The following is a 22,667-nucleotide window of genomic DNA, read 5'->3' on the forward strand; positions in this document are numbered from 1 at the left end:
GCCTCCGTTAAAAGCCCGCTAAAAAACGGGAGTATTGAATCATCATGCGGACGGATGGACGAATTTTATTGTCATTTAGCGGTGTGTTATCATTTTTTGACGGTTTGGAATTGACTTCCAGCAGCCATACGCGGCCTGCCGTATCCATTGCAAGATCGATGCCAAGCTCACCGAAATGTGCTGGTATTTGCGCATCAACGCCGCGCGCGATATTTAGCGCTGCCTGTTGGAGCCGCTGCGCTGCTTCCTGCCTGCTAACCCCTGCCTGCAGATTTGATTTTGCAACAGCTTCTCCAACCGTGCTGAGCGTGCCGCCGCGCGCTAAGTTTGAGACAAAATGATGAGTTCCGGCTGTACGGGCTACAATGGATGTGATCGTCCATTTACCGCTCGAATTTTTTTGGACGAGTGCACGGAAGTCGACTGGCCGCTTCTGGATTTCAATGAGCTGCAATCCCTGTTGAATTTGGTATCTCACGGTTTTCATCTTCGCGGAAATCGTCGAGAAGAGCTTAACTAAGCTCGTAAACTGCTGCCTTCGAGTACCAGCCGAAGTCGCATACATCACTTGATAATTGCTCGAATCAAGATGAGTGATCCGAATGATTCCTTTTCCTAAGCTGCCGCGAACAGGTTTGAGAAAAACGCTGCTGTACCGAGAGCACATTGATTTCAGCATCGTATAGTTGCGCAGCAGATGCGACTCAGGCAAATAGCGAACTAAGCTTTCATCTTTCTTAAGCGCATCGAAAACCTCGGTTTTATCCAAAAACTTTTCATTGAAAACGGTAGTCTGATGGTGCTGTTTTACTTCTTTCAAGAAATGTTGTACGCTGGGTCTGTTCTCCAATTTTCGTGAGGTAAGACGGTTATTAACGACGTCAGGAACGGGCATCGAAAGCTTCCGCCAGCCGTCGGAATAGATCCAGCCATCAATGTTGTCGATACTTGTGCCGATCTGATTAGGTGTGAAAAAATAAACGTACGCGCCTTGCGCTGTACAGGCTTCAACAAGCTCCCTGCAAAACATAGTAATGGAACCAAAGGGTTTATCCGGCATATGCGGATAATCTCGGCTAATGAGAACGCCGATTAAAGGCCCAAACACGAGTGTGGCAGTGCTGGCTTTGTATTGCAGTCGGATCGATGTGCCATTTGTTAATCCCATCTGTCTGGCTAAACTTTGACTGATCCTCATTCCGTCGTACTTTGCGACAGGAATAACCTTTACATGCTGCCGAAAAGCACCAAACTTTACGAGAATGTGCTGGCCTTGAGGGATTTTCCACTGCTTTACTTGTGCTTCGCCAAGCATGAGCGTATCCTCCGGAAGCATGCCGGAGCTGATCACCTGTACGGCTACTTTCGATTTGAGCATCATAAATCTCCTTCCAAGCAGGAGGATGACGATAAGAGGTTAGCGGCCTATAGGTGTTTTACACGAATTACTTCAGCATATGAGGACATCTATTCCTTTGTGAATCAGAAACGGTTCTGAAGCTTGTGTTGTTTTAGCATGCTTTTCCATTAAGGATTTGGTTCTTGGATAGAATAACGGGTATGATTGGACGTATAGAATACCAAATGAGAGCGATAAGAATGGGAGAGAGACGAATGAACATTTATGACAAAGCTTATGAATTAGCGAAGGCGCTTAAGGAAAGCGAAGAGGCATTGCTATTAAAGGCTGCGAAGCTGGAAGCAGAAGCTGATGCAGATGCAAAGGCAATGCTGGATGATTTTCGCGAGCGGCAAAACTTTTTACAGCAAAAAATGATGGCTGGTGAAGAGCCTTCTGCCGAAGATATGGAGAAGATGAGCAAGCTCTATGAAGTAATTACACTTAATCCGTTGATAGGCAAATTGATGGATGCGGAGCGCCGGTTTGCCGTTGTGTTTGAGGATGTTAACCGCATTATGTCCGATGTGCTGAAGTCGATTGTAGACTAATAGGAGACATATACCCTGTCCTTCCTTCATAGAATGAATATGCGGACAAGAATATAAGCCGCTTATGACCGTATGAAGGAGCTGAAGGGAATGTTAGCTGGAAAAGGCCGTCATGTATTGTATTTGCTTATTGCGCTGGCGATGCTTGTATATGCGATTCCGCGTCTCGAGCTGAATGCGCCTTGGAGCTTGATGAGTGTATTCGGATTAGTATGGATTTTGTTCTCTTTAATCATCATAACGTCACATGTCAATGCGCTGGTTATGAATGATGAGAGACGGAAGGAGCTCGCGCGCATTAAGAGAGCGAAGGCGCTGTTATGGGAACAGAAGCTTGTTCAGAAGGCGACAACTGCCCGCAGAGCCCGAGGTTAGCATACAACAAGAAAAAGATCCGTCGGTATTATACCGATGGATCTTTTTCTTGTTTATAATCATATTTGACGAAACCTTCTTATTGAATTTCTTTAAATTGAACAAGCTGCTTAACGAATTTATATACCGCTTCCTGCTCCTTTAAGCTTAAGCCGTTCATTTGGTGGGCAACCTTCGTGGCATATCCTTCATCGTCAGTATCATCTGCAGCATCGGGGCTTGGAACAACGTTCACGATTCTCTCGAGCGGCGTTTGAAGGGCAAACGCGATTTTGCTTAGCACATCAATCGTTGGATTTTTTTCTCCCCGCTCAACCTGTCCCATATAGGAAGCATTTATATCAGCGCGAAGAGCAAGCTGTTCTTGACTAAGCCCTCTTTTTTTGCGCAGCAGTCGAATGTTCTCTCCTACAAGTCCTGCAATCCCACTCATTGATTCACCTCAGCCTAACGATAAAACTTTACTAGTCTATCAACAACATTCTATAGAGCATATTAAAAAGAGTGACTATAGTCATTGACTAATAGATGGTCTCTTTACTATAATTGTGTAAAAAAGTATCATTCTAATAATATCATTGCCTTTAAAGGATCAATTTACCATTTTAAATAAAAGTGGTAGGATATATAAGGGCAAAATCAGTGGACACGAGGAGGATGCAAAGTGGTTGACGAATTCGAATTTTTCAGAAAAGTTCGCGCATATTATAACAATGTTCCATTCCTTGTTCAGTTCACATACCGCTTGTCTCACCGTGTCGATAAGGCTTTGGCTGCTCGTGGCTCATTCAGCTGTCGCGTTAACCCGCATACCCAAATCGTTGAATATGTGCTTGACTTAAAATCTGATCCTATTTCTCGGCCGCACAGCGAGCAAAGCTCTTTTTTGTTCTCTAGCATATACGATGAAATTCCATCACAAGTGATAGAAATGAATCAATTCCTTATCCAATCACTGCGATATCCGATTCCGATTGAATATGATTGGCAAGCGTTTATCATGTCAGGCGCTGAAGATGCCATCAACGTTCAAACGGTACAGCAGCTGTTCAAGAAATGGCGGTTTAAAGGCTTGGAGGGTCAGCTGATCGATGGCAGGCTGCGTACGAATCAAGTTCTGCTTCAATGGCAGCTCTAGATTAGGCCCGATTCGAGGGTAAGCATGACTTGTTCCTCGCTTTCTCCTATAATAGGGAGAAACAAAGGCAAGTGGACGGAGGATATAAGGTGGCTTCAATCGGACCAGGCAACGAGACTAGCACGAAGCATGAACAAATTTTGAATTATATACAAAGCTTGAAGATTGGAACGAAAATATCCGTACGCGCGATTGCCAAGGAATTAGGCGTCAGCGAAGGAACGGCTTATAAAGCATTTAAAGAAGCAGAAAGCTCAGGGCTTGTCAGTACGAAGGAACGCATCGGAACGGTGCGAATTGATCGGAAACGGCGGGAAGCGCTGGATCAGCTTACATTTGGCGAGGTTGCCGAGATCGTAGAAGGCAAGCTGTTTGGCGGAGCAGCCGGCCTTGATAAAACGCTGCATAAATTTGTCATTGGTGCAATGGAGCTGGATGCGATGCTGCGCTACATTGACGAGGGCAGCTTGCTAATAGTCGGCAACCGTATCGGGGCGCATCGCTGCGCGCTAGAGGAGGGAGCAGGCGTATTGATTACAGGCGGTTTTGAGCCGAGCGCGGAAGTAATCAAGCTTGCTGACGAGCGCGTTCTCCCAATCATCTCATCGCGGCATGATACGTTTACAGTCGCCTCCATGATCAACCGTGCGATGTACGACCGGCTTATTAAGCGGAAGATCATGCTGATCGAAGACATCGTAACCTTCAGCAAACCCGCTGATGTGATGCGAATCGGGCAAACGGTTTTGGACTTCCATAAGATATCGCGGGAAACGGGTTATTCCAGATTTCCGGTAGTCGATGTAAGGGGCAAGGTTGTTGGCATGATGACGGCTAAGGATGCTGTGGGATCGCCTGAGGACAGCGCGGTAGATAAAGTGATGACAAAAAATCCGATTACAGCGGCACCAAATATAACGGTCACTTCGGCTGCTCATACGATGGCTGCGGAAGGTATTGACTTGTTGCCTATCGTTGACAGGCATCGCAAGCTGTTAGGCGTTGTGACGAGGCAAGAAGTGCTTGATGCGATGCGGTTTGCAGGAAAGCAGCCGGAATCCGGAGAGACATTTGAAGATTTAATGTGGACGGGCTTTATGGCTACAGCAAATGATAATGTCATTGGCCAGGACGAGCTGGGCATTGCTTATAAGGGAATCATTACACCGCAAATGTCAGGTGCGCTTGGGATGGTGTCGGAAGGACTTCTCTCTACGCTAATGACGCAAGCGGCTCGCAGAATGATTCGAGAAACGGCGAAGCGTGACTATTTGCTGGAGAGTATGACGACTTTTTTTGTTAGGCCGGTTCAAATTGACAGTGAGGTTACGATCATTCCTAAAGCGCTTGAGATGAGTCGGAAGTTTACGAAGCTAGAAATCGAAGTGAAGGACAAACAAGGCTTGGCCGCCAAAGCGATGCTGACGGCCCAAATGATTGATCCGTATTAATTGCACATTTAATTTCTTGTCGAGCTGTACGCGCTGAGATTGCGAAGACCAGCAAATACATTAAATACGCCAATTACAAGGAATATAGCGCCAATTACGATGCGAAGCGTAGATTCTCCGGACAAGAACAACTGAACGAGAGCGATAAACAGCAGCATGGCTCCCATGCTAATATTCATTCTAGCTGTGAAGAGGCCACGGGTTCTCGCATCCGTGGAGCGGCGTGATTTAAAGCTGAATACAGCCGAAAGCACGAGTGTAATTAGGATGCCCGGCACAAGCAGCCATTGCATCAGTTGATCCATGGAAAAGCAACTCCTTTTAAGTTACGTATGTACAGCTTCGATCTTGTGAATAGACAGGCTCTATTGTATCACGAATCGCAGCTGTATGCTTAAGAAGGAGGCTTTRCATAATCACGTACCTTGATCCAGACATGCAGAACATTATCAACGACAAGAATAGTCTTAACCTCAATGGTATAGTCCTTGCTGTTCACATCCATATAGACCTTCTTCTCAAGGAGGTTGCGTGCGAATTTTGCGTCAGAGTCAATTTCATAAATGCTTTGCCCAAGGAAGACGCTCAAATCCCCCTTTATCCGCTTAATAATCAACGCCTCGGTAACTTGATCGAGATGGGGCCTTCCCGTATTTTGGCCGGCTTCTTTCTCTACACGGGGCAGGATGCTTTTTATAACGGTATGTTGATTCTTGAATTCATTTAAATGTTTTAAATCCGTTTCGTATTGCTCCAGCTTAACCTCCAGCTCACTCTTCAAAGTGATTAAAGCCTCAAATTGCGCCAAATAAAGCGAATTGTACACAATTGCGCCAATGATCATCCCGAGTGTGAATACTCCTACCATTTGCAGTCCTCTCGTGAAACGGCTAAACGGCGGCACGCGCATCGCTTAGGTGGCCCCCTTGCAAATCAGCCGCACTAGCTCTGTGCCTAAATGCGCACCCAGAAAGGCGATAATAATAAAGCAAATTTGCTGGGCTGCCGGCGATAACTGACCATCCATAATGTTGCTTTCAATGACTCGAACGGGATCAATCGACCCCCCGATTGCTGCGACGATCGCCCATATTTTCAGTTTTATGGCTGTATCGAGCATTGTATGGGCTGGCGGCATCAGCATAAACACTGATCCCACTGCTGCAAGCGTAGATCCACCTAACACAACGCCAAATGCGATAAAGAAATCAAGTCCTGCTTTGGACAAAAAATAGCTCACCCGTATCCCTCCAAAAATATAGTCTTATAGATTAACACCGCATGCTTGTATGCTCTGCTACCATTCTATGGGCGTGTCCATCGCTATTATGATAAAATAGAATTATCTTATTTTTGGACGAAGCGGAAAGGAACCGATGCGATGAGCGGCCATAATGAACAATCTTTCGTGCATTTGCACGTCCACAGCGAATATAGCCTGCTCGACGGCGCCGCCAGAATTAAAGATTTGACAGCTAAAGCTGCGGACCTCGGCATGAAGGCACTTGCGCTCACCGATCATGGAGTCATGTACGGAGCTATTCCTTTTTACCGGGCATGCCGTGCACAAGGAATAAAACCGATTATTGGTTGCGAACTATATATGACGACTGGTTCTCGCTTTGAGAAAGGGTCGCGCAAGGAAAATCCAATCTATCATTTGATTGTGCTTGCCAAAAACGAAGCGGGTTATCGAAACTTAATGAAGCTCTGCTCCATAGCACATTTAGAAGGTTTTCACTATAAACCCCGCGTTGATTTGGAGATGTTGCGTGAGTACTCTGAAGGGCTGATTTGTTTAAGCTCTTGTTTGGGGAGCGAGATCTCTCAGCATCTGCTGCATGACCGCTTGGAGCAAGCGCGAAGCAGCGCTTTGCGTTATAAAGATATTTTCGGAGATGACTTTTATTTAGAGCTGCAGGATCATGGTCTTCTGGATCAGAAAAAAGTAGCTGTTGATATGATAAAGCTTGCAGAGGAAACAGGTATTAAGCTGGTCGCTACAAATGACGTGCATTACTTGCAGGCTGAGGACGCTGCTATGCAGGATGTTCTTATTTGCATCGGTACGGGCAAAACGACAGAGGATACTGATCGATTGCGCATGCTGACAGATCAGATGTATCTGAAGAGTGCGGACGAAATGGCACTGCTGTACAGACATGTGCCTGAAGCGATTGCGAATACGGTTGAAATTGCGGATAAATGTGAGCTTGAGCTGACGCTTGGACGCGCAGCGCTTCCTGTTTTTCGGCCGGTACCATCGGGTATGAGCTCATCCGATTACTTAATTACTTTATGCCGCGACGGATTAGTTGCTAGATATGGCGGTAATCCAGAGTGGGTTCAGGATACTGATTATAGACAAAAGGCGGAGCAGCGGCTCGAATATGAGCTGTCTGTCATCGAGAAGATGGGATTCAGCGATTACTTTCTGATCGTTTGGGATTTTATTCGCTTCGCTCATGATTCAGGCATTAGAACGGGACCTGGACGAGGCTCGTCCGCGGGCAGCCTTGTTGCGTATACGCTTCGAATAACGGATGTTGATCCGCTGAAATATAAACTTTTGTTCGAGCGATTTCTTAATCCTGAGCGAATTTCCATGCCCGATATCGATATTGACTTCAATGATGAACGGCGTGACGAGGTCATTGCTTATGTGGCAGCCAAATACGGCGAAGAGCATGTTGCTCAAATCATTACATTCGGAACGATGGCTGCCAAGGCAGCAGTTCGAGATGTAGGCAGAGCTATGAACGTTCCGTTTCAAGAGGTGGATCGAGCAGCTAAGCTTATTCCAAACCAGCTGGGCATTACGATTGAGGAAGCGCTTCGTATGAGCAACGAGCTTCGCGAAGCAAGCGAGCGTCAGCCGAAGACGGCGGCTATGCTGAAGATGGCCTTGAAGGTTGAGGGCATGCCAAGGCATGCCTCCACTCATGCTGCGGGCGTTGTGATTTCACAGGAGCCGCTGACACACTATACGCCCATACAGACAGGAAGCGAGAGAATACCGCTCACCCAATATTCAATGGAGCATTTAGAAGCGATTGGACTTCTGAAAATGGATTTTCTCGGTCTGCGTACACTCTCCATTCTAGAGCGTGCACTGCACGCGGTTAAGGAGCAGCACGGCAGAGTGATCGATTTCCACACCATTAGCGATAGTGATCCGGCAACGTATGCCATGCTGAGCCGCGGCGACACGACCGGAATTTTTCAACTCGAGTCTGCCGGTGTGCGGCGAGTGCTGAAGGAAATGAAGCCAACGGAATTCGAGGATATCGTCTCCGTTCTTGCACTCTACCGTCCCGGCCCGATGGAGTTTATTCCTAAATACATTCAAGGCAAACACGGGCTCGTAACGGTTGAGTATCCGCATCCGTCGCTAGAGCCTATTCTCTCTGACACGTATGGCATTATTGTTTATCAAGAGCAGATCATGCAAATTGCCTCCTTGATGGCTGGCTTCTCTCTTGGTGAAGCGGATTTGCTGCGCCGAGCAGTATCCAAGAAGAAGCGCGAGGTGCTCGACGAAGAGCGGGCTCACTTTGTGAAAGGAAGTCTTGCACAAGGGTATTCAGAAACGGATGCCAATCATGTCTACGACATGATTGTTCGATTTGCCGATTACGGGTTCCCTCGGGCGCATGCAGCAGCATATGGAGTACTCGCCTTTCAGACAGCATGGCTTAAAGCTAACTATCCTGTGCCGTTTATGGCATCGATGCTCGCTTCAGTTACAGGAAATCAGCGGAAGACCGCTGAATATGTGGATGAATGCAGGCGAATGGGCATTGCTGTGCTGCCGCCTGACGTTAATGAAAGCAGCGTATCGTTTACACCTGTTGAGAAAGCGGTTCGATTCGGGCTGGCAGCTATTAAAAATGTTGGGACACAAGCCATTGAAGCGATCTTAAAAGAGCGAAAGGATCGGCTCTTCGATAGTCTTCTGGATCTTTGCCAACGTGTAGACCTGCGGGTTGTGAACAAGCGGGTGCTGGAGTCGCTCATTCAGGCGGGAGCTCTTGATTCGTTGCCAGGACACCGTGCTCAGCTACTAGCTGCTTTGGAGGAGACGGTAGAGACAGCAATCAAATGGCGCAAAGACCGTGAAGAGCTGCAAATTGAAATGTTTGGTTTAGATGAGGTGCAGAACTGGGATGTCGAGCTGCCCGATATCCGTCCGTACACGACAGGGCAACAGCTTGATTTTGAAAGGGACCTGCTGGGGCTTTATTTATCCGGCCATCCGCTGGATGCTGCCGAGCAGCAGCTGTCGGCGTTAGGTCTTGATCGGTTGGTTGAGCTGTCTGATGCAAAGGACGGGGCGATTGCTATTGTCGGAATTATGGTCGTATCCATCAAGCCTTTCACGAATAAGAAAGGTCTGTCCATGGGTTTCCTCGAGCTTGAAGATCGCATAATGCGTGTGGAAGCTGTCGTATTTCCGACGATCTGGAAGCGAATCGAAAGCAAGCTCAAAAAGGGCGGCTTAGCCATTATACAAGCAACGGTTCAGCAGCAGGATGATGATTATAAGCTCATCGTTGAGGATTGTGTACCGATTGAACATGCGGAGATGGAGCTCGCGGATCACGTAGGACGGCTGCAGAAGCAGGCGAAGGCTCGCGCGGCAAGAACGGGTGGCAGCAGCTATACTTCTGCGGGCAGTACTCAGAAAACGCAAGGCCAAGCTAACCGAACGACGTCACCTAGCAATCGGCCAGCTTTCCAGACTAAGGCTGCTGATAATAGTAGCGTTAAATCCAGCCCTCAGTCCGGAAATAACCGCAATACACCTGCATCTGATGAGCGCAAGCCGCAGCGCGTATATATAAAAATTGTGGCTGAAAATGAACAGCCTGCTGTCCTTGAACAGCTGAAAAGTGTTTTGGCTGGTCATTCCGGACAGCTCGCTACCGTGTTATTTTATGTACAAGGACAAAAATCGATTGCTCTCAGCGATAGTTATCGCGTTAAACCATCTGCTGAGCTTATCGCAGCCGTTGAGCAGCTCTTGGGTGAAGGCTCGATCATCGTCAAATGACAACGACATAAACAAGCTGATGCGAGACCTTCTGCAATCTATTTCTCGCTTCTGGTAAATCAGAAATTAGATGCTAATTTTAAGCTTGAAAATATGCAATGGCGAGAAAGGTTTGAGCTGAGCAAACCGTGGTTTGTAATTATTTCGATAGTGAGATTATGCAAAAAAAAAAAGAGAAAATTATTCTTTTTCCATGAATATTTGGTATTGATGCAATAGGATTTCTACCCTTCTGCTTTATCTTGCAAGCAACGGCATTTCGTATGCACATCAGAGCCTATCTGTGCATATGTTTAGAGATACATGTGAAGATGGCTATGGGGCTCGGAGAGTGCGAGCGCCGCCTGAGGACAATGTCATCTGCTCACGCCTATGTTTCCAAGATAAACGTACAAGCAGTTACGGGAGGGATGAGTCCTATGACAGGAATCGAGAAATGGCTCTTAAAACGAGGGGTATCCATCGATGATGTAACAGAAATCGTTTATACGCTGCAGCGCCCTTATAACGGTGATTTGACGATGGAAGAGTGTGAGGAAAGCGTAAGGGCGGTGCTTGGCAAACGAGAGGTTCAATATGTCATGTATACGGGTATGGCCCTTGATGAGTTAGCTGAGCGGAAGTTATTGCCAGAGCCATTGCAATCGATTATGGAAAATGATGAGTCGCTTTACGGTGTGGATGAGACGCTTGCGCTCGGCATTACGAATGTTTACGGCATGATTGGATTGACGAGCTTCGGATATTTAGATAAAGTAAAACCCGGTATTATTCGTCAACTAAATATAAAAGGTGAACGAATTCATGTTTTTTTAGATGACCTGGTTGCTGGATTAGCCGCTGCCGCGTCTGCTCGAATTGCACATCAGGACCCGAAAGCGATCCAATATGATTTGCCGGATTCGCCTTAACTATGGTATCATTGTGAGATCATATGGCCTGTTACCGGGATAGCTGTGCTTAGTAAGTGAGCTTTGTGGAAGCAAAGTTTTCAGGAGGTACCATGATGTGGACGGTCATTTATATCGCACCAACAGCAAAAATTGCAGATAACATCAAGAAGCGGCTAACGGATGAAGGGTTTCTGGTGAAAATCCGCTCCGTCAATCTGTCCAAACAGCAATACGAGATACTAGTTCCGTCAGGCGAGTTGGAGGAAGTTCAAGAAGTATTCAACTCCATTATGCGGCCATTATGATGGACTGCTCTATACTATTGCGCCTTGAGAGGTGTCACACGTGCAAATAAAAGATTTATTTACTAAGAAAAAATATGCAACGATACCTTCGGAACCACGCAAGCGTGAAGTTCCTGAGGGCTTGATGAATAAGTGCTCCAAATGCGGCACGATTCAGTATAGCAAAGAGTTGGAAAAGAATTTGAAGGTATGCTCATCCTGCGGTTATCATTACCGTCTAAGCGCGTTGGAGCGTATTGCATTAACGCTTGATGATGGGCATCTGGTAGAATACGATGCCAATATGGAATCCATCGATCCTCTAAACTTCCCAGGTTACGCGAGCAAGCTAGAGCAGCAGAAGAGCAAGTCGAGTCTTCGCGAAGCTGTCGTAACAGGAGAAGGTACAATTGGTGGTTTTCCTGTCGTCGTAGCAGTCATGAGCTTTGATTTTTTCACTGGCAGTATGGGATCCGTAGTTGGAGAGAAAATTACAAGAGCGATCGAAGCGGCTCATGAGAAGAAACTGCCGCTTCTTATTTTCTCAACATCGGGCGGCGCCCGGATGCAGGAAAGTATTCTTAGCTTAATGCAAATGGCCAAAACGAGCGCGGCACTTTCAAAGTTTCAAGGTGCCGGGGGTTTGTTTATTTCGATTTTTACCGATCCTACTACGGGCGGGGTTTCGGCAAGCTTTGCGAGCTTGGGCGATTACAATTTGGCCGAGCCTGGCGCGTTGATCGGTTTTGCCGGACGAATTGTTATCGAACAAACGATTCGCCAGAAGCTGCCTGACGACTTCCAGACGGCTGAGTTTAACTTGCAGCATGGCCAATTGGATAAAGTCGTACACCGCAAAGATATGAAACCTACGTTAGCAAAGCTGCTTGATATGCATTGCGTAAGGGAGGAAACATCCTATGGCGGGTGAGCTGCCTTTTGAAAAACCGTTGTATGACTTGCGGCAGAAGGTAACTGAGCTTAAGACCTTAAGCGTGGAGAAGGGTATCGACTTCACGGAAGAAATTCGAGGTCTTGAGCTTAAGTGCAAGCAGCTGGAAGAAGAATTGTATAGTGAGCTGACTCCGGCTCAAAAGATGCATATGGCGCGTCATCATCAGCGTCCGACATCGTTAGACTTCATTCAAACGGTATTTACCGATTATATGGAGCTTCATGGAGATCGTCTGTTTGCAGATGATCTTGCCATCGTTGGTGGCCTTGCTAAGATAAACGGTGTTCCAGTTACTGTTATTGGACACCAGCGCGGCAAGGACACTCGTGAGAATATTGCTCGTTTCTTCGGCAGTCCTCATCCTGAGGGCTTCCGCAAGGCGCTTCGTCTCATGGAGCAAGCGAACAAATTCAAGCGGCCAATCATCACGTTTATTGATACGAAGGGTGCTTATCCGGGCAAAACCGCCGAGGAGCGAGGTCAATCGGAAGCGATTGCGCGCAACCTGCGGGAAATGGCCGGCTTCGGCGTGCCTATTATTTGTATCGTTATTGGTGAAGGCGGCAGCGGGGGAGCACTCGCTTTAGGCGTCGGAAACCGTGTGTTAATGTTGGAAAATGCGATTTATAGTGCAATCTCGCCAAATGGAGCGGCATCCATCTTATGGAAAGATGCTTCCAGGGCAGATCAAGCAGCTGAAGCCATGAAGATTACAGCCAAAGACTTGTTAGAGTTTGGTGTAATTGAGGATATAGTTCCAGAGCCGCAGGGCGGTGCACATAAGGACTTGGCATTTCAAGCGGAGCAAATTAAGGAAAAGCTGTGGCAGCATTTACAAGAACTTATGAAAATGAGTGCTGAACAGCTTATCGAAGATCGGTATAATAAATTCCGTAAAGTGGGTCAATTCAAGATCGTTGAAGAGCCCGGAGATGTGGCAGACGGAGCAGTTGCTGATACAAATATCGGTCTAAAAGCGGACGCGGTGAATGTATCTCAGGAACAGGCGCCGGAAGCAACTCCGACCGTTCAATAGTGAATAATATGTAAAAATGATTATTTCACTGTACAAGCAGTGGGTTGTCATGTCAGTATAGTAAAGAATATCAGGCAGTATACGGAGGAAACTTAACATGCGTAAAACGAAAATTGTTTGTACTATCGGTCCATCCAGCGAATCACTGGAAAACACAAAAAAGCTAATCAATGCAGGCATGAACGTTGCCCGTCTTAACTTCTCACACGGAGATTTTGAAGAGCACGGCAACCGTATTAAAAACATCCGCATTGCAAATGCAGAACTTGGTACTTCGGTAGCGGTTTTGCTTGATACGAAAGGTCCTGAAATTCGTCTTGGCAAGCTTAAAGAAGAGCCTATTGAGCTTAATCAAGGTGAAATCGTTACGCTTACTACAGAAGAAATTTTGGGTGACCGCAACCGTGTTCCTATTACTTACAACAACCTTCCAAACGATGTAACAATTGGTTCAACTATCCTCATTGATGATGGCTTGATCGGATTGACAGTTGAAGAGGTTAAAGGCACTGAGATCGTTTGCCGTATCGTAAACAGCGGTCCAATTAAAAGCAAAAAAGGCGTTAACGTTCCTGGCGTGAAAATTTCATTGCCTGGTATTACGGAAAAGGATGCTAACGATATCGTATTTGGTATCGAGCAAGGCGTAGACTTCATCGCAGCATCTTTTGTTCGTAAAGCGAGCGACGTGCTTGAAATTCGTGAATTGCTTGAGCGTCATAATGCAGGTCACATTCAAATCATCTCCAAAATTGAGAACCAAGAAGGCGTAGACAACCTTGATGAAATTCTTGAGGTTTCTGACGGTCTTATGGTAGCGCGTGGCGACCTCGGCGTTGAAATTCCAGCTGAAGAAGTGCCGCTCGTTCAAAAAAATATGATCAAAAAAGGTAACCGTGTAGGTAAACCTGTCATTACAGCAACACAAATGCTTGATTCCATGCAGCGCAACCCGCGTCCAACTCGCGCAGAAGCGAGTGACGTTGCAAATGCGATTTTTGACGGTACAGATGCGATCATGCTTTCCGGCGAAACAGCTGCGGGAAGATATCCAACTGAATCCGTACAAACAATGGCTCGTATTGCTGAGCGTGCGGAAGCCGCTTTGGAATACCGTGAAATTTTCACAAAACAAGCTAATGCACAACAAGTATCCGTTACAGAAGCAATCAGCCAAGCTGTTGCTAACTCGGCTCTTGACCTTGGTGCAAAAGCGATCATCACATCGACGCAAAGCGGCTTTACAGCTCGCATGGTATCGAAGTACAAGCCTAAAGCTCCAATCATTGCTGTAACGACTGATGAGAAGGTATTGCGTCGTCTATCTCTCATTTGGGGCGTATTTGCAGTGCTTGGTCCAGATGCGGATACAACGGATGAAATGTTCGAAAATGCTGTAAAAGGCGGAATGAGCACTGGATTCCTAAGCTTGGGAGATACAGTTGTTATTACAGCTGGCGTTCCAGTTGGCCGCGCTGGCACTACAAACCTTATCAAAATTCACCACATTGGTGAGCTTTTGGCACAAGGACAAGGTATCGGCAGCCAAACAGCTATCGGTAAAATTGTAGTAGCTCGTACACCTGAGGAAGCTATTGCAAAAACAACTCAAGGTTCAATCTTGGTAACGATCTCCACAGATAAAGAATATATGCCTGCATTTGAAAAAGCTGGTGCAGTTATTACAGAGCAAGGCGGAATTACTAGCCACGCGGCTGTAGTTGGCCTGAATCTTGGAATCCCAGTTATTCTTGGCATCCAAAATGCAACTGAATTGCTGCAAGATGGCATGGAAGTTACCATCTATGGCGAAACAGGCGTTATCTATCACGGCCAATCAAAAGTACTGTAATATAACAGTGCCTTTGTTTTGACAACAATATAGTACAAAAACAAAAAGCGATGGTGATCTCACCGTCGCTTTTTGCTAATCATTTCGTCAAAGCATGTTCGTTTTGATAAAAAATGGGGGGACATTTATGCTGTCAGCTTCCACTTGGGTTCTGCACCCGCTGCGCGTTCGTTATCAGGAAACCGATCAAATGGGTGTCGTTTTTCACGGGAATTATGTAACTTGGTTCGAAATTGGACGTACTGAATGGATAAGAAATGCTGGTTATGACTATAAAACGATTGAAGAGCAAGGATTGCTGCTGCCGGTTATAGATTTGCAATGCCGCTATGTGCAACCCGCTCGCTATGACGATACTGTAGTCGTTTGTACTCGAATTGCTGATTGCAGCCCTCTGCGCGTATCCTTTGAATCACAGGTTAGAAAAGTATCAATGGATGATTTCCATGCGTCAGAAGTATCAGAAAGTGAATCACTGCCTGGTGAGCTGCTTGTTGAGGGTGGAACCAAGCATGTATGGGTCAACGAGTCATGGCAACCAGCGCGCTTAAACAAAGTCATGCCTGAATTGTATGAATTGCTGCGTACGAAGTAAGTTTGTCTTGCAAATTGCGATGATATTTTGCAGCTTAGCAAACCAAGCTTATGCTTACGAAGTAAGTTTGCTACGCAAACTTTTAGGAGGTCCAATCATGTATAAATGGCTGTTGGCAGTTTTAATTGTTGTTCCATTAGTTGAGCTTTGGGGAATCTTTCAAGTTAGCGGCTGGATCGGGGGCTGGAACACTTTTTTTATACTGATCCTCATGGGTTTGGCAGGCGCTTATTTGGCCCGAATGGAAGGGCGAAAAGTATGGGGCGAGGCTCAGCGTCAAATGCAAGCTGGACAAATTCCCGGCCAGTCGCTTTTAGATGGATTATGTGTGCTAGCAGGAGGTATTTTGCTGCTGCTGCCAGGGTTTCTGTCTGACATCATAGGCATTACGCTGCTTATTCCATTTACAAGAACCTTTTATAGACTAATCATGCTGCGTGAATTAGAGAAAAGAATACGAAACGGCAATTTTAAGATCGGAAGATTCTAATATTTACGTGACATTTACAAAAGGTTAACATGGCAATAATAGTCATGCTTCATAATGAGATAGATATAAGTCGTTTCTTGTCGTTATATTAGCATTCTTGATATGAGGCAAGAAGCGTATGTTAGAGAAGCAGGTTTATTTCGCAAAATTACTCAGGAGGCGTGAGAAATGACCAAGCTTTTGTCCAACTATGTAAATCGTGACTTAAGTTGGATCGAATTCAACCGAAGAGTTCTTCAAGAGGCGCAGGATCTCAGCAATCCGCTGCTTGAGAGAGCAAAGTTTTTGGCAATTGTCTCAAGTAATTTGGATGAATTTATGAGCGTGCGAGTTGCTGGCATCCAGATGCAGATGAGAGCCGGCTTATCCAAAACTGATTTTACGGGCTATACGCCCTCTGGACTTTGGAAGCGGCTGATTAAGCGAGCAACCCAAATGGTCCATGATCAATATCGTACATACAGAGAAGTGTTCCGAAGCCTCAGTCGTGAGGGCATTTTTATTCGTTCGCTGGATGAGCTTAATATAACGCAAACGAAAGCAGTCTCGGATTATTTTCATGAAATCGTATTTCCAGTACTTACACCGATGGCTGTCGATCAGAGCAGACCGTTCCCGCTTGTTCATACGAAAGAGCTGTATTTAGCAGTACTTCTTAGACAAGAGAGTGATCCGTCTGAAGAGGAGCCGTTATTTGCGATTGTCCAAGTACCTTCTATATTACCGAGATTTGTACCTGTCCCAGGACGAATTAACAGCAAGAAAACGGAGTTTGTGCTTCTTGAGGATTTAATTGAAAAGTTCATCGATACGTTATTCAACGGCTATATTCCATTCGCAGTAAACCCGTTCCGCTTAACAAGGGATGCGGATATTACATTGAATGAAGAGGATGCCGAGGATCTGCTTGAGGAGATCGAGAAAGAGCTGCGCCGCCGCCGCTGGGGAATTCCTGTAAGGCTGGAGGTTTCCAAAGGGATGCACCCTTATGCGCTCGAAATGCTTACCGAAGAGCTCGAAATCGAAGATAATTTATTCGAAATAGATGGACCGCTTGATTTAAGCTTTTTGATGAAGTTTGCAGGAGCGGTACCGGGCAATGATAATTTGCGGTATGAGAAGCTTGAGCCAATTTATCCAAGAGAATTTGACCACACTGACGATATGTTTGAGGTCATCCGCCAGCGCGATGTTTTGATGTATCATCCTTATGAATCATTTGATGCAGTTAATGACTTTGTCATGCAGGCTGCTTATGATCCCGACGTGCTAGCGATAAAAATGACGTTATACCGCGTGAGCGGCCAGTCTGCGCTCGTTCAAGCGCTTGCTAAGGCAGGCGAGGCTGGTAAGCAGGTAACGGTCGTTGTAGAGCTAAAGGCGAGGTTTGACGAGGAAAGGAACATCGCTTGGGCGCGCCAGCTGGAAAAGGCTGGTTGCCATGTCGTTTACGGCCTAGTTGGTCTGAAGACACATGCGAAAATCTTGTTAGTTGTTAGACGAGAGCATGGCACGCTGCGCCGCTACGTTCATGTAGGGACAGGGAATTATAATGACAGTACGGCAACATTATATACGGATATTGGACTTTTTACGTCACATCCAATAATCGGCGGCGATGCTTCGGCTTTGTTCAACGAGGTTACGGGTTATTCATCACCTTATGAGTGGAAAGCTTTTGGCGTTGCGCCTTCTGATTTGAAGGAAAAGCTATATCGGTTAATCGATAGGGAAAGATTGAATGCAGCAGCCGGGAAGCCAGCTCGCATTATTGCCAAAATGAATTCTTTATCGAATCAAGAGATGATTGATAAGCTTTATGAAGCCTCTCAAGCGGGAGTGAAAATCGTATTAATCGTTCGCGGCGTTTGCTGCTTGCGGCCGGGTGTTCCTGGGCGCAGTGAAAATATTCAGGTAATTAGTATCGTCGACCGTTTTCTGGAGCATGCACGGATTATGTACTTCCATAATGGCGGGGAAGAAGAGGTATATTTGTCGAGCGCGGATTGGATGACTCGTAATCTTACAAGAAGGATTGAGCTTATGTGTCCCGTATTTGATCCGAATTTGAGACAAATATTGATCAAGATGCTTCAGCTTAATATCGATGATAATGTAAAAGCCCGTGAATTGCAGCCGAACGGTACTTATGAGCATCTTACTAGTGCTGATAAAGAGCCGTTCCGCAGTCAATTCGAGGCAAAGGTTATAGCGTCTTGGAAGGGACGTGCGTAGACGAAAAGTCGAGGCTCGGCGTGAATCCCCAAAGTTTCTTGAATTCGCTGGCGAGCTCTTCCACTTCTCGGCGCTCAACTACAAGCGTTCCTCGCGGCTGAATCGGGCGAAGCAGCAGCTGAATGCCGGATAATTGGACATTTAGTTGAGCAATGGCTTGTGTTTCCCCGCGATCAAGCGCAGTCGACAGCTGAAGCAATGAGCCAAGCTTATAAATGACTTCAAGGTCGGATTCGTTAAGCAGTTCCTTATATTCGGAAATGTGCTGACGAGCCCGGCCTTTGCTTTTGTAAGATGCGATAGCTGCTGTCATAATCATTTCGCGATGCGTTAGCCCATTCAACTGGGAATTAACAATAAGATAGAAGGAATGCCTTGCATATTCGTAATAATCAATGGATGCACCGATTCGGAACAACTGTGACGCTGTGTCCAGCAGCACTCTCGATTGAGGTGTCAATGGATGAACATAGTTCAGGACATCATAAATCTCTAGAGAGATTCGGTTGACCTGCAGCACATGCTGCTTTGGAGCTTCTGGATGCAGGGCACTTAAATTTGTTAGGCTATATTTGAGCACATCATCTAGTTTTGGACGATTTGGGAATCTGGTTGCATGGAACAAGCCATCGCGCAGTCCAGCACCGCAAATTCGGTAATAAGTTGCTTTGGTTGCACGGAATAATACGCGTAAAATAGCGACACCGGGTACAACCACATCAGCACGATCCTTGGACAAGCCCGGAAGTTTACGTCTTTTATCAAGCGGAAGCTTGCGCATTTGATGAAAGAGCTCATCAACGTGCTCGCTCGTAATCGGATAATTATGTGTTTGCGGAAAAGGGTATTTGTATGCGGCTTGATGCATTTTTCCTAATGCACGCACCGTGCCTCCGACACCGACGAGCGGTAGTCCTGCTGTTTCTCCAATCCAGGTCTCGTTTCGAGCCGCTTCTGCAACGATGGCTTCAAGCGCCTTCAGGTCTTCATCTTGGAGCGTGCCTTTTGTGCCGAAACGTTTGTTGAAGCTTACGCAACCAAACGGAAAGGATACAGAATGAACGAGAACGCGGTTGCGAAATAATGAAAGCTCGGTGCTTCCACCGCCGATATCAATGAGAAGGCCGTCACGAATATTTAGTGAGTTAATCATGCCGAGAAAGCCGTACGAGGCTTCATCCTCACCGGTGAGCAATTCGATGGTTAAGCCTGTGGCCGAATGAATACGAGCAAGGATTTCTGAACGATTATTTGCATTTCGAATAGCAGCCGTTGCGACTGCTCGAATATGGCTTGTATGATTATGTGTGCAAATCATGGTAAAATGATTCAGTGTGTCGATCAGATCATCGATCGCTGCACCTGGCAGACATCCGTTTTCATCAATACGTTCGCTTAGTCTGGCAGGCCGTTTACTGCTATCCGCCACACGATGAGCACCATTTGCTGTCTTCTCGTAAACGACGAGACGGACGGAGTTGGAGCCTATGTCAATAATTCCGATGCGTTGTCCTGTCATGTTGCGCCTCCAATACGGCAAAATTTGCTCTGTAAGTTCTCTTTTTGACATTTTACCACTTTATCCGTTTCTGTAAAAATAGTTTATGCTGCGGCTAAAATTGGAGCGAATAGGGAAAAATGCAGTTTGAGCATACGAAGTGAAGCGGAGAAATAATAAGCGAAAAAATTATTGATGACGCTGATAAAGCATTTTTATGTCTGTATTTGTTCACATAATTGCCGAAATCATTTATGATTAAAGGCGATGGTACAAAAACGACCCCTTTTTATTGTTTACGATAACCATGTTAAAGGAGAGAGAACGATGACAGCAACTAAAGGTCTGGAAGGAATTGTCGCAGCGACGTCCTCCATCAGCTCCATTATTGATGGCGTATTGACATACCGCGGTATTGATATTGATGATCTTGCGGAAAACGCTACTTTTGAAGAGGTTGCCTACCTGCTATGGTACGGTAAACTACCGAATCGTTCTGAGCTTGATGGACTGCAAAAGCAATTGGATCAATTTGCAGCGCTTCCAGAAGGCGTAATTGATCAAATCAAGCTTTATCCAAAAAATACAAATTCTATGGCTGCGCTTCGTACGGCAGTATCCAGCTTAGCATTGTACGATGAATCCGCAAACGATATGTCTCCTGAAGCGAATCAATTGAAAGCAATTAAATTGCAGGCGCAGCTGCCAACAATTATTGCTGCTTTTTCACGCATCCGCCTAGGACAAGAGCCTGTAGCTCCAAAGAAAGGCGTATCCATCGCCTATAATTTCTTGTATATGCTTACTGGCAGCGAGCCGGCTGAAGTTGCTGTTAAAGCACTTGATCAAGCGCTCGTTCTTCATGCTGACCACGAGTTGAATGCGTCGACATTTGCTGCTCGTGTAACCGTAGCAACGTTGTCGGACATTTATTCGGGCGTAACGTCAGCGATTGGTGCTTTGAAAGGCCCTCTTCATGGCGGTGCAAACGAAGCTGTAATGGTTATGCTTGAAGAAATCGGTTCTACTGCTAACGTTGAAAGCTTTATTAACAACGCGCTTGCAAACAAAGTGAAAATTATGGGCTTTGGTCACCGCGTATACAAAAACGGCGATCCTCGCGCGAAGCATCTGCAAAAAATGTCCCGCGAGCTTGGCAAGCTGACAGGCAACATGGAGCTTTACGAAATGTCTGTTAAAATTGAAGAGCTCGTAACTGGACAAAAAGGCTTGAAGCCTAACGTGGACTTCTACTCAGCGTCTGTATATACAACGCTTGAAATTCCACGCGACTTGTTCACGCCTATTTTTGCAATCAGCCGGGTATCTGGTTGGAGCGCGCATATTCTTGAGCAATATCAAGATAACCGCTTGATCCGTCCGCGTGCCGACTATGTTGGTCCGGTTAATGCGAAGTACATTCCGATTGAACAGCGTTAATTCGTGATTTAAGTTACAATAGAGAGAGCGGATAAGCTCTACACTCTCTGTTCTTTAAAAAAAGACATCATATTTCATCTATACTTGCTATAAAGCAGGTACAATTCTAAGGAGGATTTTATTCATGGCTAAGTTCGAAAAATTCGCGCTTCCAACTGAAGGCGAACAAATTACAATTGACAACGGTGTTCTTCAAGTACCTAACAACCCAATTATTCCTTTTATCGAAGGCGACGGCACTGGTCGCGACATTTGGAAAGCTTCGAAACGCGCACTTGATGCAGCGGTAGAAAAAGCTTATAACGGCGAGAAAAAAATCGCTTGGTACGAAGTATTTGCCGGCGAAAAAGCTTTCAACACATACGGCGAGTGGCTGCCTGCTGATACTTTGACAGCAATCCGTGAATATATCGTTGCAATTAAAGGACCATTGACTACGCCTATCGGCGGCGGCATTCGTTCATTGAACGTTGCGCTTCGTCAAGAACTTGATCTTTACACTTGCTTGCGTCCTGTTCGTTACTTCACGGGTGTACCTTCCCCAGTAAAACGTCCTGAGCTTGTTGACATGGTTATTTTCCGTGAAAATACAGAAGATATCTATGCGGGCATCGAGTACCAAGAAGGTTCTGCAGAAGTGAAGAAAGTAATCGAGTTCTTGCAAAACGAAATGGGAGCTAACAAAATCCGCTTCCCAGAAACTTCCGGTATCGGCATTAAGCCAGTATCGAAAGAAGGTTCGAAACGTCTTGTTCGCGCAGCGATCGAGTACGCAATCAAACACAGCAAAAAATCAGTTACACTTGTACACAAAGGCAACATCATGAAATACACAGAAGGCGCGTTCAAAAACTGGGGCTACGAAGTGGCTGAAGAAGAATTCGCTAACGAGACTTTCACATGGGGGCAATACGACCGCATTAAAGAAGCAGAAGGCACTGACGCAGCTAACAAAGCACAAAAAGATGCAGAAGCAGCTGGCAAGCTAATCGTTAAAGACGCAATTGCGGATATCGCATTGCAACAAGTACTTACTCGTCCGACTGACTTTGATGTTATCGCTACATTGAACTTGAACGGCGACTACTTGTCCGATGCTCTTGCAGCACAAGTTGGCGGTATCGGTATTGCTCCGGGCGCGAACATCAACTACTTGACTGGACACGCAATCTTCGAAGCTACTCACGGTACAGCTCCGAAATATGCTGACCTTGACGTAGTTAACCCAGGTTCCGTAATCCTTTCCGGTGTAATGCTTCTTGAGCACCTAGGCTGGCAAGAAGCGGCTGACCTTATCTATAAAGGTATGGAAGCTTCGATCAACAACAAAACAGTAACTTATGACTTCGCTCGCTTGATGGAAGGCGCAACAGAAGTAAAATGTTCCGCATTCGCAGACGAAATCATCAAAAACATGTAGTT

At 46.0% G+C, this 22,667-nt stretch carries 21 protein-coding genes; 15 read left to right on the plus strand and 6 right to left on the minus strand.

Features of this window, described 5'->3' with window-relative positions; genetic code table 11:
- Window positions 1–7: 7 nt before the first annotated feature.
- A complete protein-coding gene (locus AB4Z45_RS10120) occupies window positions 8–1,378 on the minus strand; it encodes a YheC/YheD family endospore coat-associated protein (RefSeq protein ID WP_441909104.1) in 1,371 nt (456 codons plus the stop codon).
- 236 nt (window positions 1,379–1,614) lie between these two features.
- Between AB4Z45_RS10120 and AB4Z45_RS10125 the strand changes: the two genes are divergently transcribed.
- Entirely contained in the window at window positions 1,615–1,950 is a 336-nt protein-coding gene (locus AB4Z45_RS10125; protein WP_441909043.1) for a YlbF family regulator, read from the plus strand.
- Window positions 1,951–2,040: 90 nt separating this feature from the next.
- Window positions 2,041–2,325, plus strand: a complete 285-nt coding sequence (locus AB4Z45_RS10130; RefSeq protein WP_339207799.1) for a hypothetical protein — start codon at window positions 2,041–2,043, stop codon at window positions 2,323–2,325.
- A gap of 79 nt (window positions 2,326–2,404) precedes the next feature.
- Here AB4Z45_RS10130 and AB4Z45_RS10135 read toward each other — a convergent pair whose 3' ends face one another.
- Window positions 2,405–2,758 carry a helix-turn-helix domain-containing protein gene (locus AB4Z45_RS10135; RefSeq protein WP_339207801.1) on the minus strand — a complete coding sequence of 118 codons (354 nt, stop codon included), beginning with the start codon at window positions 2,756–2,758 and terminating at the stop codon, window positions 2,405–2,407.
- A 231-nt stretch (window positions 2,759–2,989) separates the two neighbouring features.
- On the opposite strand from AB4Z45_RS10135, the gene AB4Z45_RS10140 reads away from it, so the two are divergent.
- Together AB4Z45_RS10140 and AB4Z45_RS10145 are read left to right on the plus strand one after the other, a co-directional pair.
- On the plus strand, window positions 2,990–3,463 hold the full coding sequence (locus tag AB4Z45_RS10140) for a hypothetical protein (protein WP_076267806.1): 474 nt from the start codon (window positions 2,990–2,992) through the stop codon (window positions 3,461–3,463).
- A 71-nt stretch (window positions 3,464–3,534) separates the two neighbouring features.
- A complete protein-coding gene (locus AB4Z45_RS10145; protein ID WP_441909044.1) occupies window positions 3,535–4,914 on the plus strand; it encodes a DRTGG domain-containing protein in 1,380 nt (459 codons plus the stop codon).
- Between the two features lie 8 nt (window positions 4,915–4,922).
- Here AB4Z45_RS10145 and AB4Z45_RS10150 read toward each other — a convergent pair whose 3' ends face one another.
- From AB4Z45_RS10150 to AB4Z45_RS10160, 3 genes are all read right to left on the minus strand, one after another.
- Window positions 4,923–5,219 (minus strand): YtpI family protein, encoded by a 297-nt coding sequence (locus AB4Z45_RS10150; RefSeq protein ID WP_076267805.1) that lies wholly within the window; start codon window positions 5,217–5,219, stop codon window positions 4,923–4,925.
- Between the two features lie 89 nt (window positions 5,220–5,308).
- Window positions 5,309–5,824: a hypothetical protein gene (locus tag AB4Z45_RS10155; protein WP_441909045.1), complete on the minus strand. Its 516-nt coding sequence runs from the start codon at window positions 5,822–5,824 to the stop codon at window positions 5,309–5,311.
- Window positions 5,825–5,827: 3 nt separating this feature from the next.
- The gene (locus AB4Z45_RS10160; RefSeq protein ID WP_076267803.1) at window positions 5,828–6,154 is read right to left on the minus strand and encodes a YtrH family sporulation protein; all 327 of its coding nucleotides are present in this window, start codon (window positions 6,152–6,154) and stop codon (window positions 5,828–5,830) included.
- A 141-nt stretch (window positions 6,155–6,295) separates the two neighbouring features.
- On the opposite strand from AB4Z45_RS10160, the gene AB4Z45_RS10165 reads away from it, so the two are divergent.
- The 9 genes from AB4Z45_RS10165 to ppk1 all read left to right on the plus strand — a co-directional run bounded on the left by AB4Z45_RS10165 (window position 6,296) and on the right by ppk1 (window position 18,307).
- Window positions 6,296–9,967 carry a DNA polymerase III subunit alpha gene (locus tag AB4Z45_RS10165; protein ID WP_441909046.1) on the plus strand — a complete coding sequence of 1,224 codons (3,672 nt, stop codon included), beginning with the start codon at window positions 6,296–6,298 and terminating at the stop codon, window positions 9,965–9,967.
- A gap of 419 nt (window positions 9,968–10,386) precedes the next feature.
- A complete protein-coding gene (locus AB4Z45_RS10170) occupies window positions 10,387–10,878 on the plus strand; it encodes a phosphatidylglycerophosphatase A family protein (protein WP_076267801.1) in 492 nt (163 codons plus the stop codon).
- A 95-nt stretch (window positions 10,879–10,973) separates the two neighbouring features.
- On the plus strand, window positions 10,974–11,165 hold the full coding sequence (locus tag AB4Z45_RS10175; protein ID WP_076267800.1) for a glutamate decarboxylase: 192 nt from the start codon (window positions 10,974–10,976) through the stop codon (window positions 11,163–11,165).
- 40 nt (window positions 11,166–11,205) lie between these two features.
- Window positions 11,206–12,075, plus strand: coding sequence for an acetyl-CoA carboxylase, carboxyltransferase subunit beta (gene accD, locus AB4Z45_RS10180; RefSeq protein WP_076267799.1), 870 nt, complete (start codon window positions 11,206–11,208; stop codon window positions 12,073–12,075).
- Window positions 12,065–13,135 carry an acetyl-CoA carboxylase carboxyltransferase subunit alpha gene (locus AB4Z45_RS10185; RefSeq protein WP_441909047.1) on the plus strand — a complete coding sequence of 357 codons (1,071 nt, stop codon included), beginning with the start codon at window positions 12,065–12,067 and terminating at the stop codon, window positions 13,133–13,135. Before accD ends, AB4Z45_RS10185 begins: the two co-directional genes overlap by 11 nt.
- Window positions 13,136–13,232: 97 nt before the next feature.
- A complete protein-coding gene (gene pyk, locus AB4Z45_RS10190; RefSeq protein WP_076267797.1) occupies window positions 13,233–14,987 on the plus strand; it encodes a pyruvate kinase in 1,755 nt (584 codons plus the stop codon).
- 127 nt (window positions 14,988–15,114) lie between these two features.
- Window positions 15,115–15,582 carry an acyl-CoA thioesterase gene (locus AB4Z45_RS10195; RefSeq protein ID WP_441909049.1) on the plus strand — a complete coding sequence of 156 codons (468 nt, stop codon included), beginning with the start codon at window positions 15,115–15,117 and terminating at the stop codon, window positions 15,580–15,582.
- A gap of 97 nt (window positions 15,583–15,679) precedes the next feature.
- Entirely contained in the window at window positions 15,680–16,072 is a 393-nt protein-coding gene (locus tag AB4Z45_RS10200) for an FxsA family protein (protein WP_076267795.1), read from the plus strand.
- Between the two features lie 168 nt (window positions 16,073–16,240).
- Window positions 16,241–18,307: a polyphosphate kinase 1 gene (ppk1, locus tag AB4Z45_RS10205; protein ID WP_441909050.1), complete on the plus strand. Its 2,067-nt coding sequence runs from the start codon at window positions 16,241–16,243 to the stop codon at window positions 18,305–18,307.
- Here ppk1 and AB4Z45_RS10210 read toward each other — a convergent pair.
- Window positions 18,279–19,826 carry a Ppx/GppA phosphatase family protein gene (locus AB4Z45_RS10210; RefSeq protein WP_441909051.1) on the minus strand — a complete coding sequence of 516 codons (1,548 nt, stop codon included), beginning with the start codon at window positions 19,824–19,826 and terminating at the stop codon, window positions 18,279–18,281. The genes ppk1 and AB4Z45_RS10210 overlap by 29 nt on opposite strands.
- A 306-nt stretch (window positions 19,827–20,132) precedes the next feature.
- On the opposite strand from AB4Z45_RS10210, the gene citZ reads away from it, so the two are divergent.
- Together citZ and icd are read left to right on the plus strand one after the other, a co-directional pair.
- The gene (citZ, locus tag AB4Z45_RS10215) at window positions 20,133–21,245 is read left to right on the plus strand and encodes a citrate synthase (protein WP_076267792.1); all 1,113 of its coding nucleotides are present in this window, start codon (window positions 20,133–20,135) and stop codon (window positions 21,243–21,245) included.
- A 124-nt stretch (window positions 21,246–21,369) separates the two neighbouring features.
- Window positions 21,370–22,665 (plus strand): NADP-dependent isocitrate dehydrogenase, encoded by a 1,296-nt coding sequence (gene icd, locus AB4Z45_RS10220; RefSeq protein ID WP_076267791.1) that lies wholly within the window; start codon window positions 21,370–21,372, stop codon window positions 22,663–22,665.
- Window positions 22,666–22,667 lie beyond the last annotated feature (2 nt).

It is taken from the genome of Paenibacillus sp. MCAF9 (genome assembly GCF_052114265.1).
Classification (GTDB): domain Bacteria; phylum Bacillota; class Bacilli; order Paenibacillales; family Paenibacillaceae; genus Pristimantibacillus.

Bases quoted from the DNA above. Each gene is read 5' to 3' on its own strand.
- AB4Z45_RS10120 (WP_441909104.1), bottom strand. From the start codon at position 1,378: ATGCTCAAATCGAAAGTAGCCGTACAGGTGATCAGCTCCGGCATGCTT.
- AB4Z45_RS10125 (WP_441909043.1), top strand. From the start codon at position 1,615: ATGAACATTTATGACAAAGCTTATGAATTAGCGAAGGCGCTTAAGGAA.
- AB4Z45_RS10130 (WP_339207799.1), top strand. From the start codon at position 2,041: ATGTTAGCTGGAAAAGGCCGTCATGTATTGTATTTGCTTATTGCGCTG.
- AB4Z45_RS10135 (WP_339207801.1), bottom strand. From the start codon at position 2,758: ATGAGTGGGATTGCAGGACTTGTAGGAGAGAACATTCGACTGCTGCGC.
- AB4Z45_RS10150 (WP_076267805.1), bottom strand. From the start codon at position 5,219: ATGGATCAACTGATGCAATGGCTGCTTGTGCCGGGCATCCTAATTACA.
- AB4Z45_RS10165 (WP_441909046.1), top strand. From the start codon at position 6,296: ATGAGCGGCCATAATGAACAATCTTTCGTGCATTTGCACGTCCACAGC.
- AB4Z45_RS10170 (WP_076267801.1), top strand. From the start codon at position 10,387: ATGACAGGAATCGAGAAATGGCTCTTAAAACGAGGGGTATCCATCGAT.
- AB4Z45_RS10175 (WP_076267800.1), top strand. From the start codon at position 10,974: ATGTGGACGGTCATTTATATCGCACCAACAGCAAAAATTGCAGATAAC.
- AB4Z45_RS10185 (WP_441909047.1), top strand. From the start codon at position 12,065: ATGGCGGGTGAGCTGCCTTTTGAAAAACCGTTGTATGACTTGCGGCAG.
- pyk (WP_076267797.1), top strand. From the start codon at position 13,233: ATGCGTAAAACGAAAATTGTTTGTACTATCGGTCCATCCAGCGAATCA.
- AB4Z45_RS10195 (WP_441909049.1), top strand. From the start codon at position 15,115: ATGCTGTCAGCTTCCACTTGGGTTCTGCACCCGCTGCGCGTTCGTTAT.
- AB4Z45_RS10200 (WP_076267795.1), top strand. From the start codon at position 15,680: ATGTATAAATGGCTGTTGGCAGTTTTAATTGTTGTTCCATTAGTTGAG.
- ppk1 (WP_441909050.1), top strand. From the start codon at position 16,241: ATGACCAAGCTTTTGTCCAACTATGTAAATCGTGACTTAAGTTGGATC.
- AB4Z45_RS10210 (WP_441909051.1), bottom strand. From the start codon at position 19,826: ATGACAGGACAACGCATCGGAATTATTGACATAGGCTCCAACTCCGTC.
- citZ (WP_076267792.1), top strand. From the start codon at position 20,133: ATGACAGCAACTAAAGGTCTGGAAGGAATTGTCGCAGCGACGTCCTCC.
- icd (WP_076267791.1), top strand. From the start codon at position 21,370: ATGGCTAAGTTCGAAAAATTCGCGCTTCCAACTGAAGGCGAACAAATT.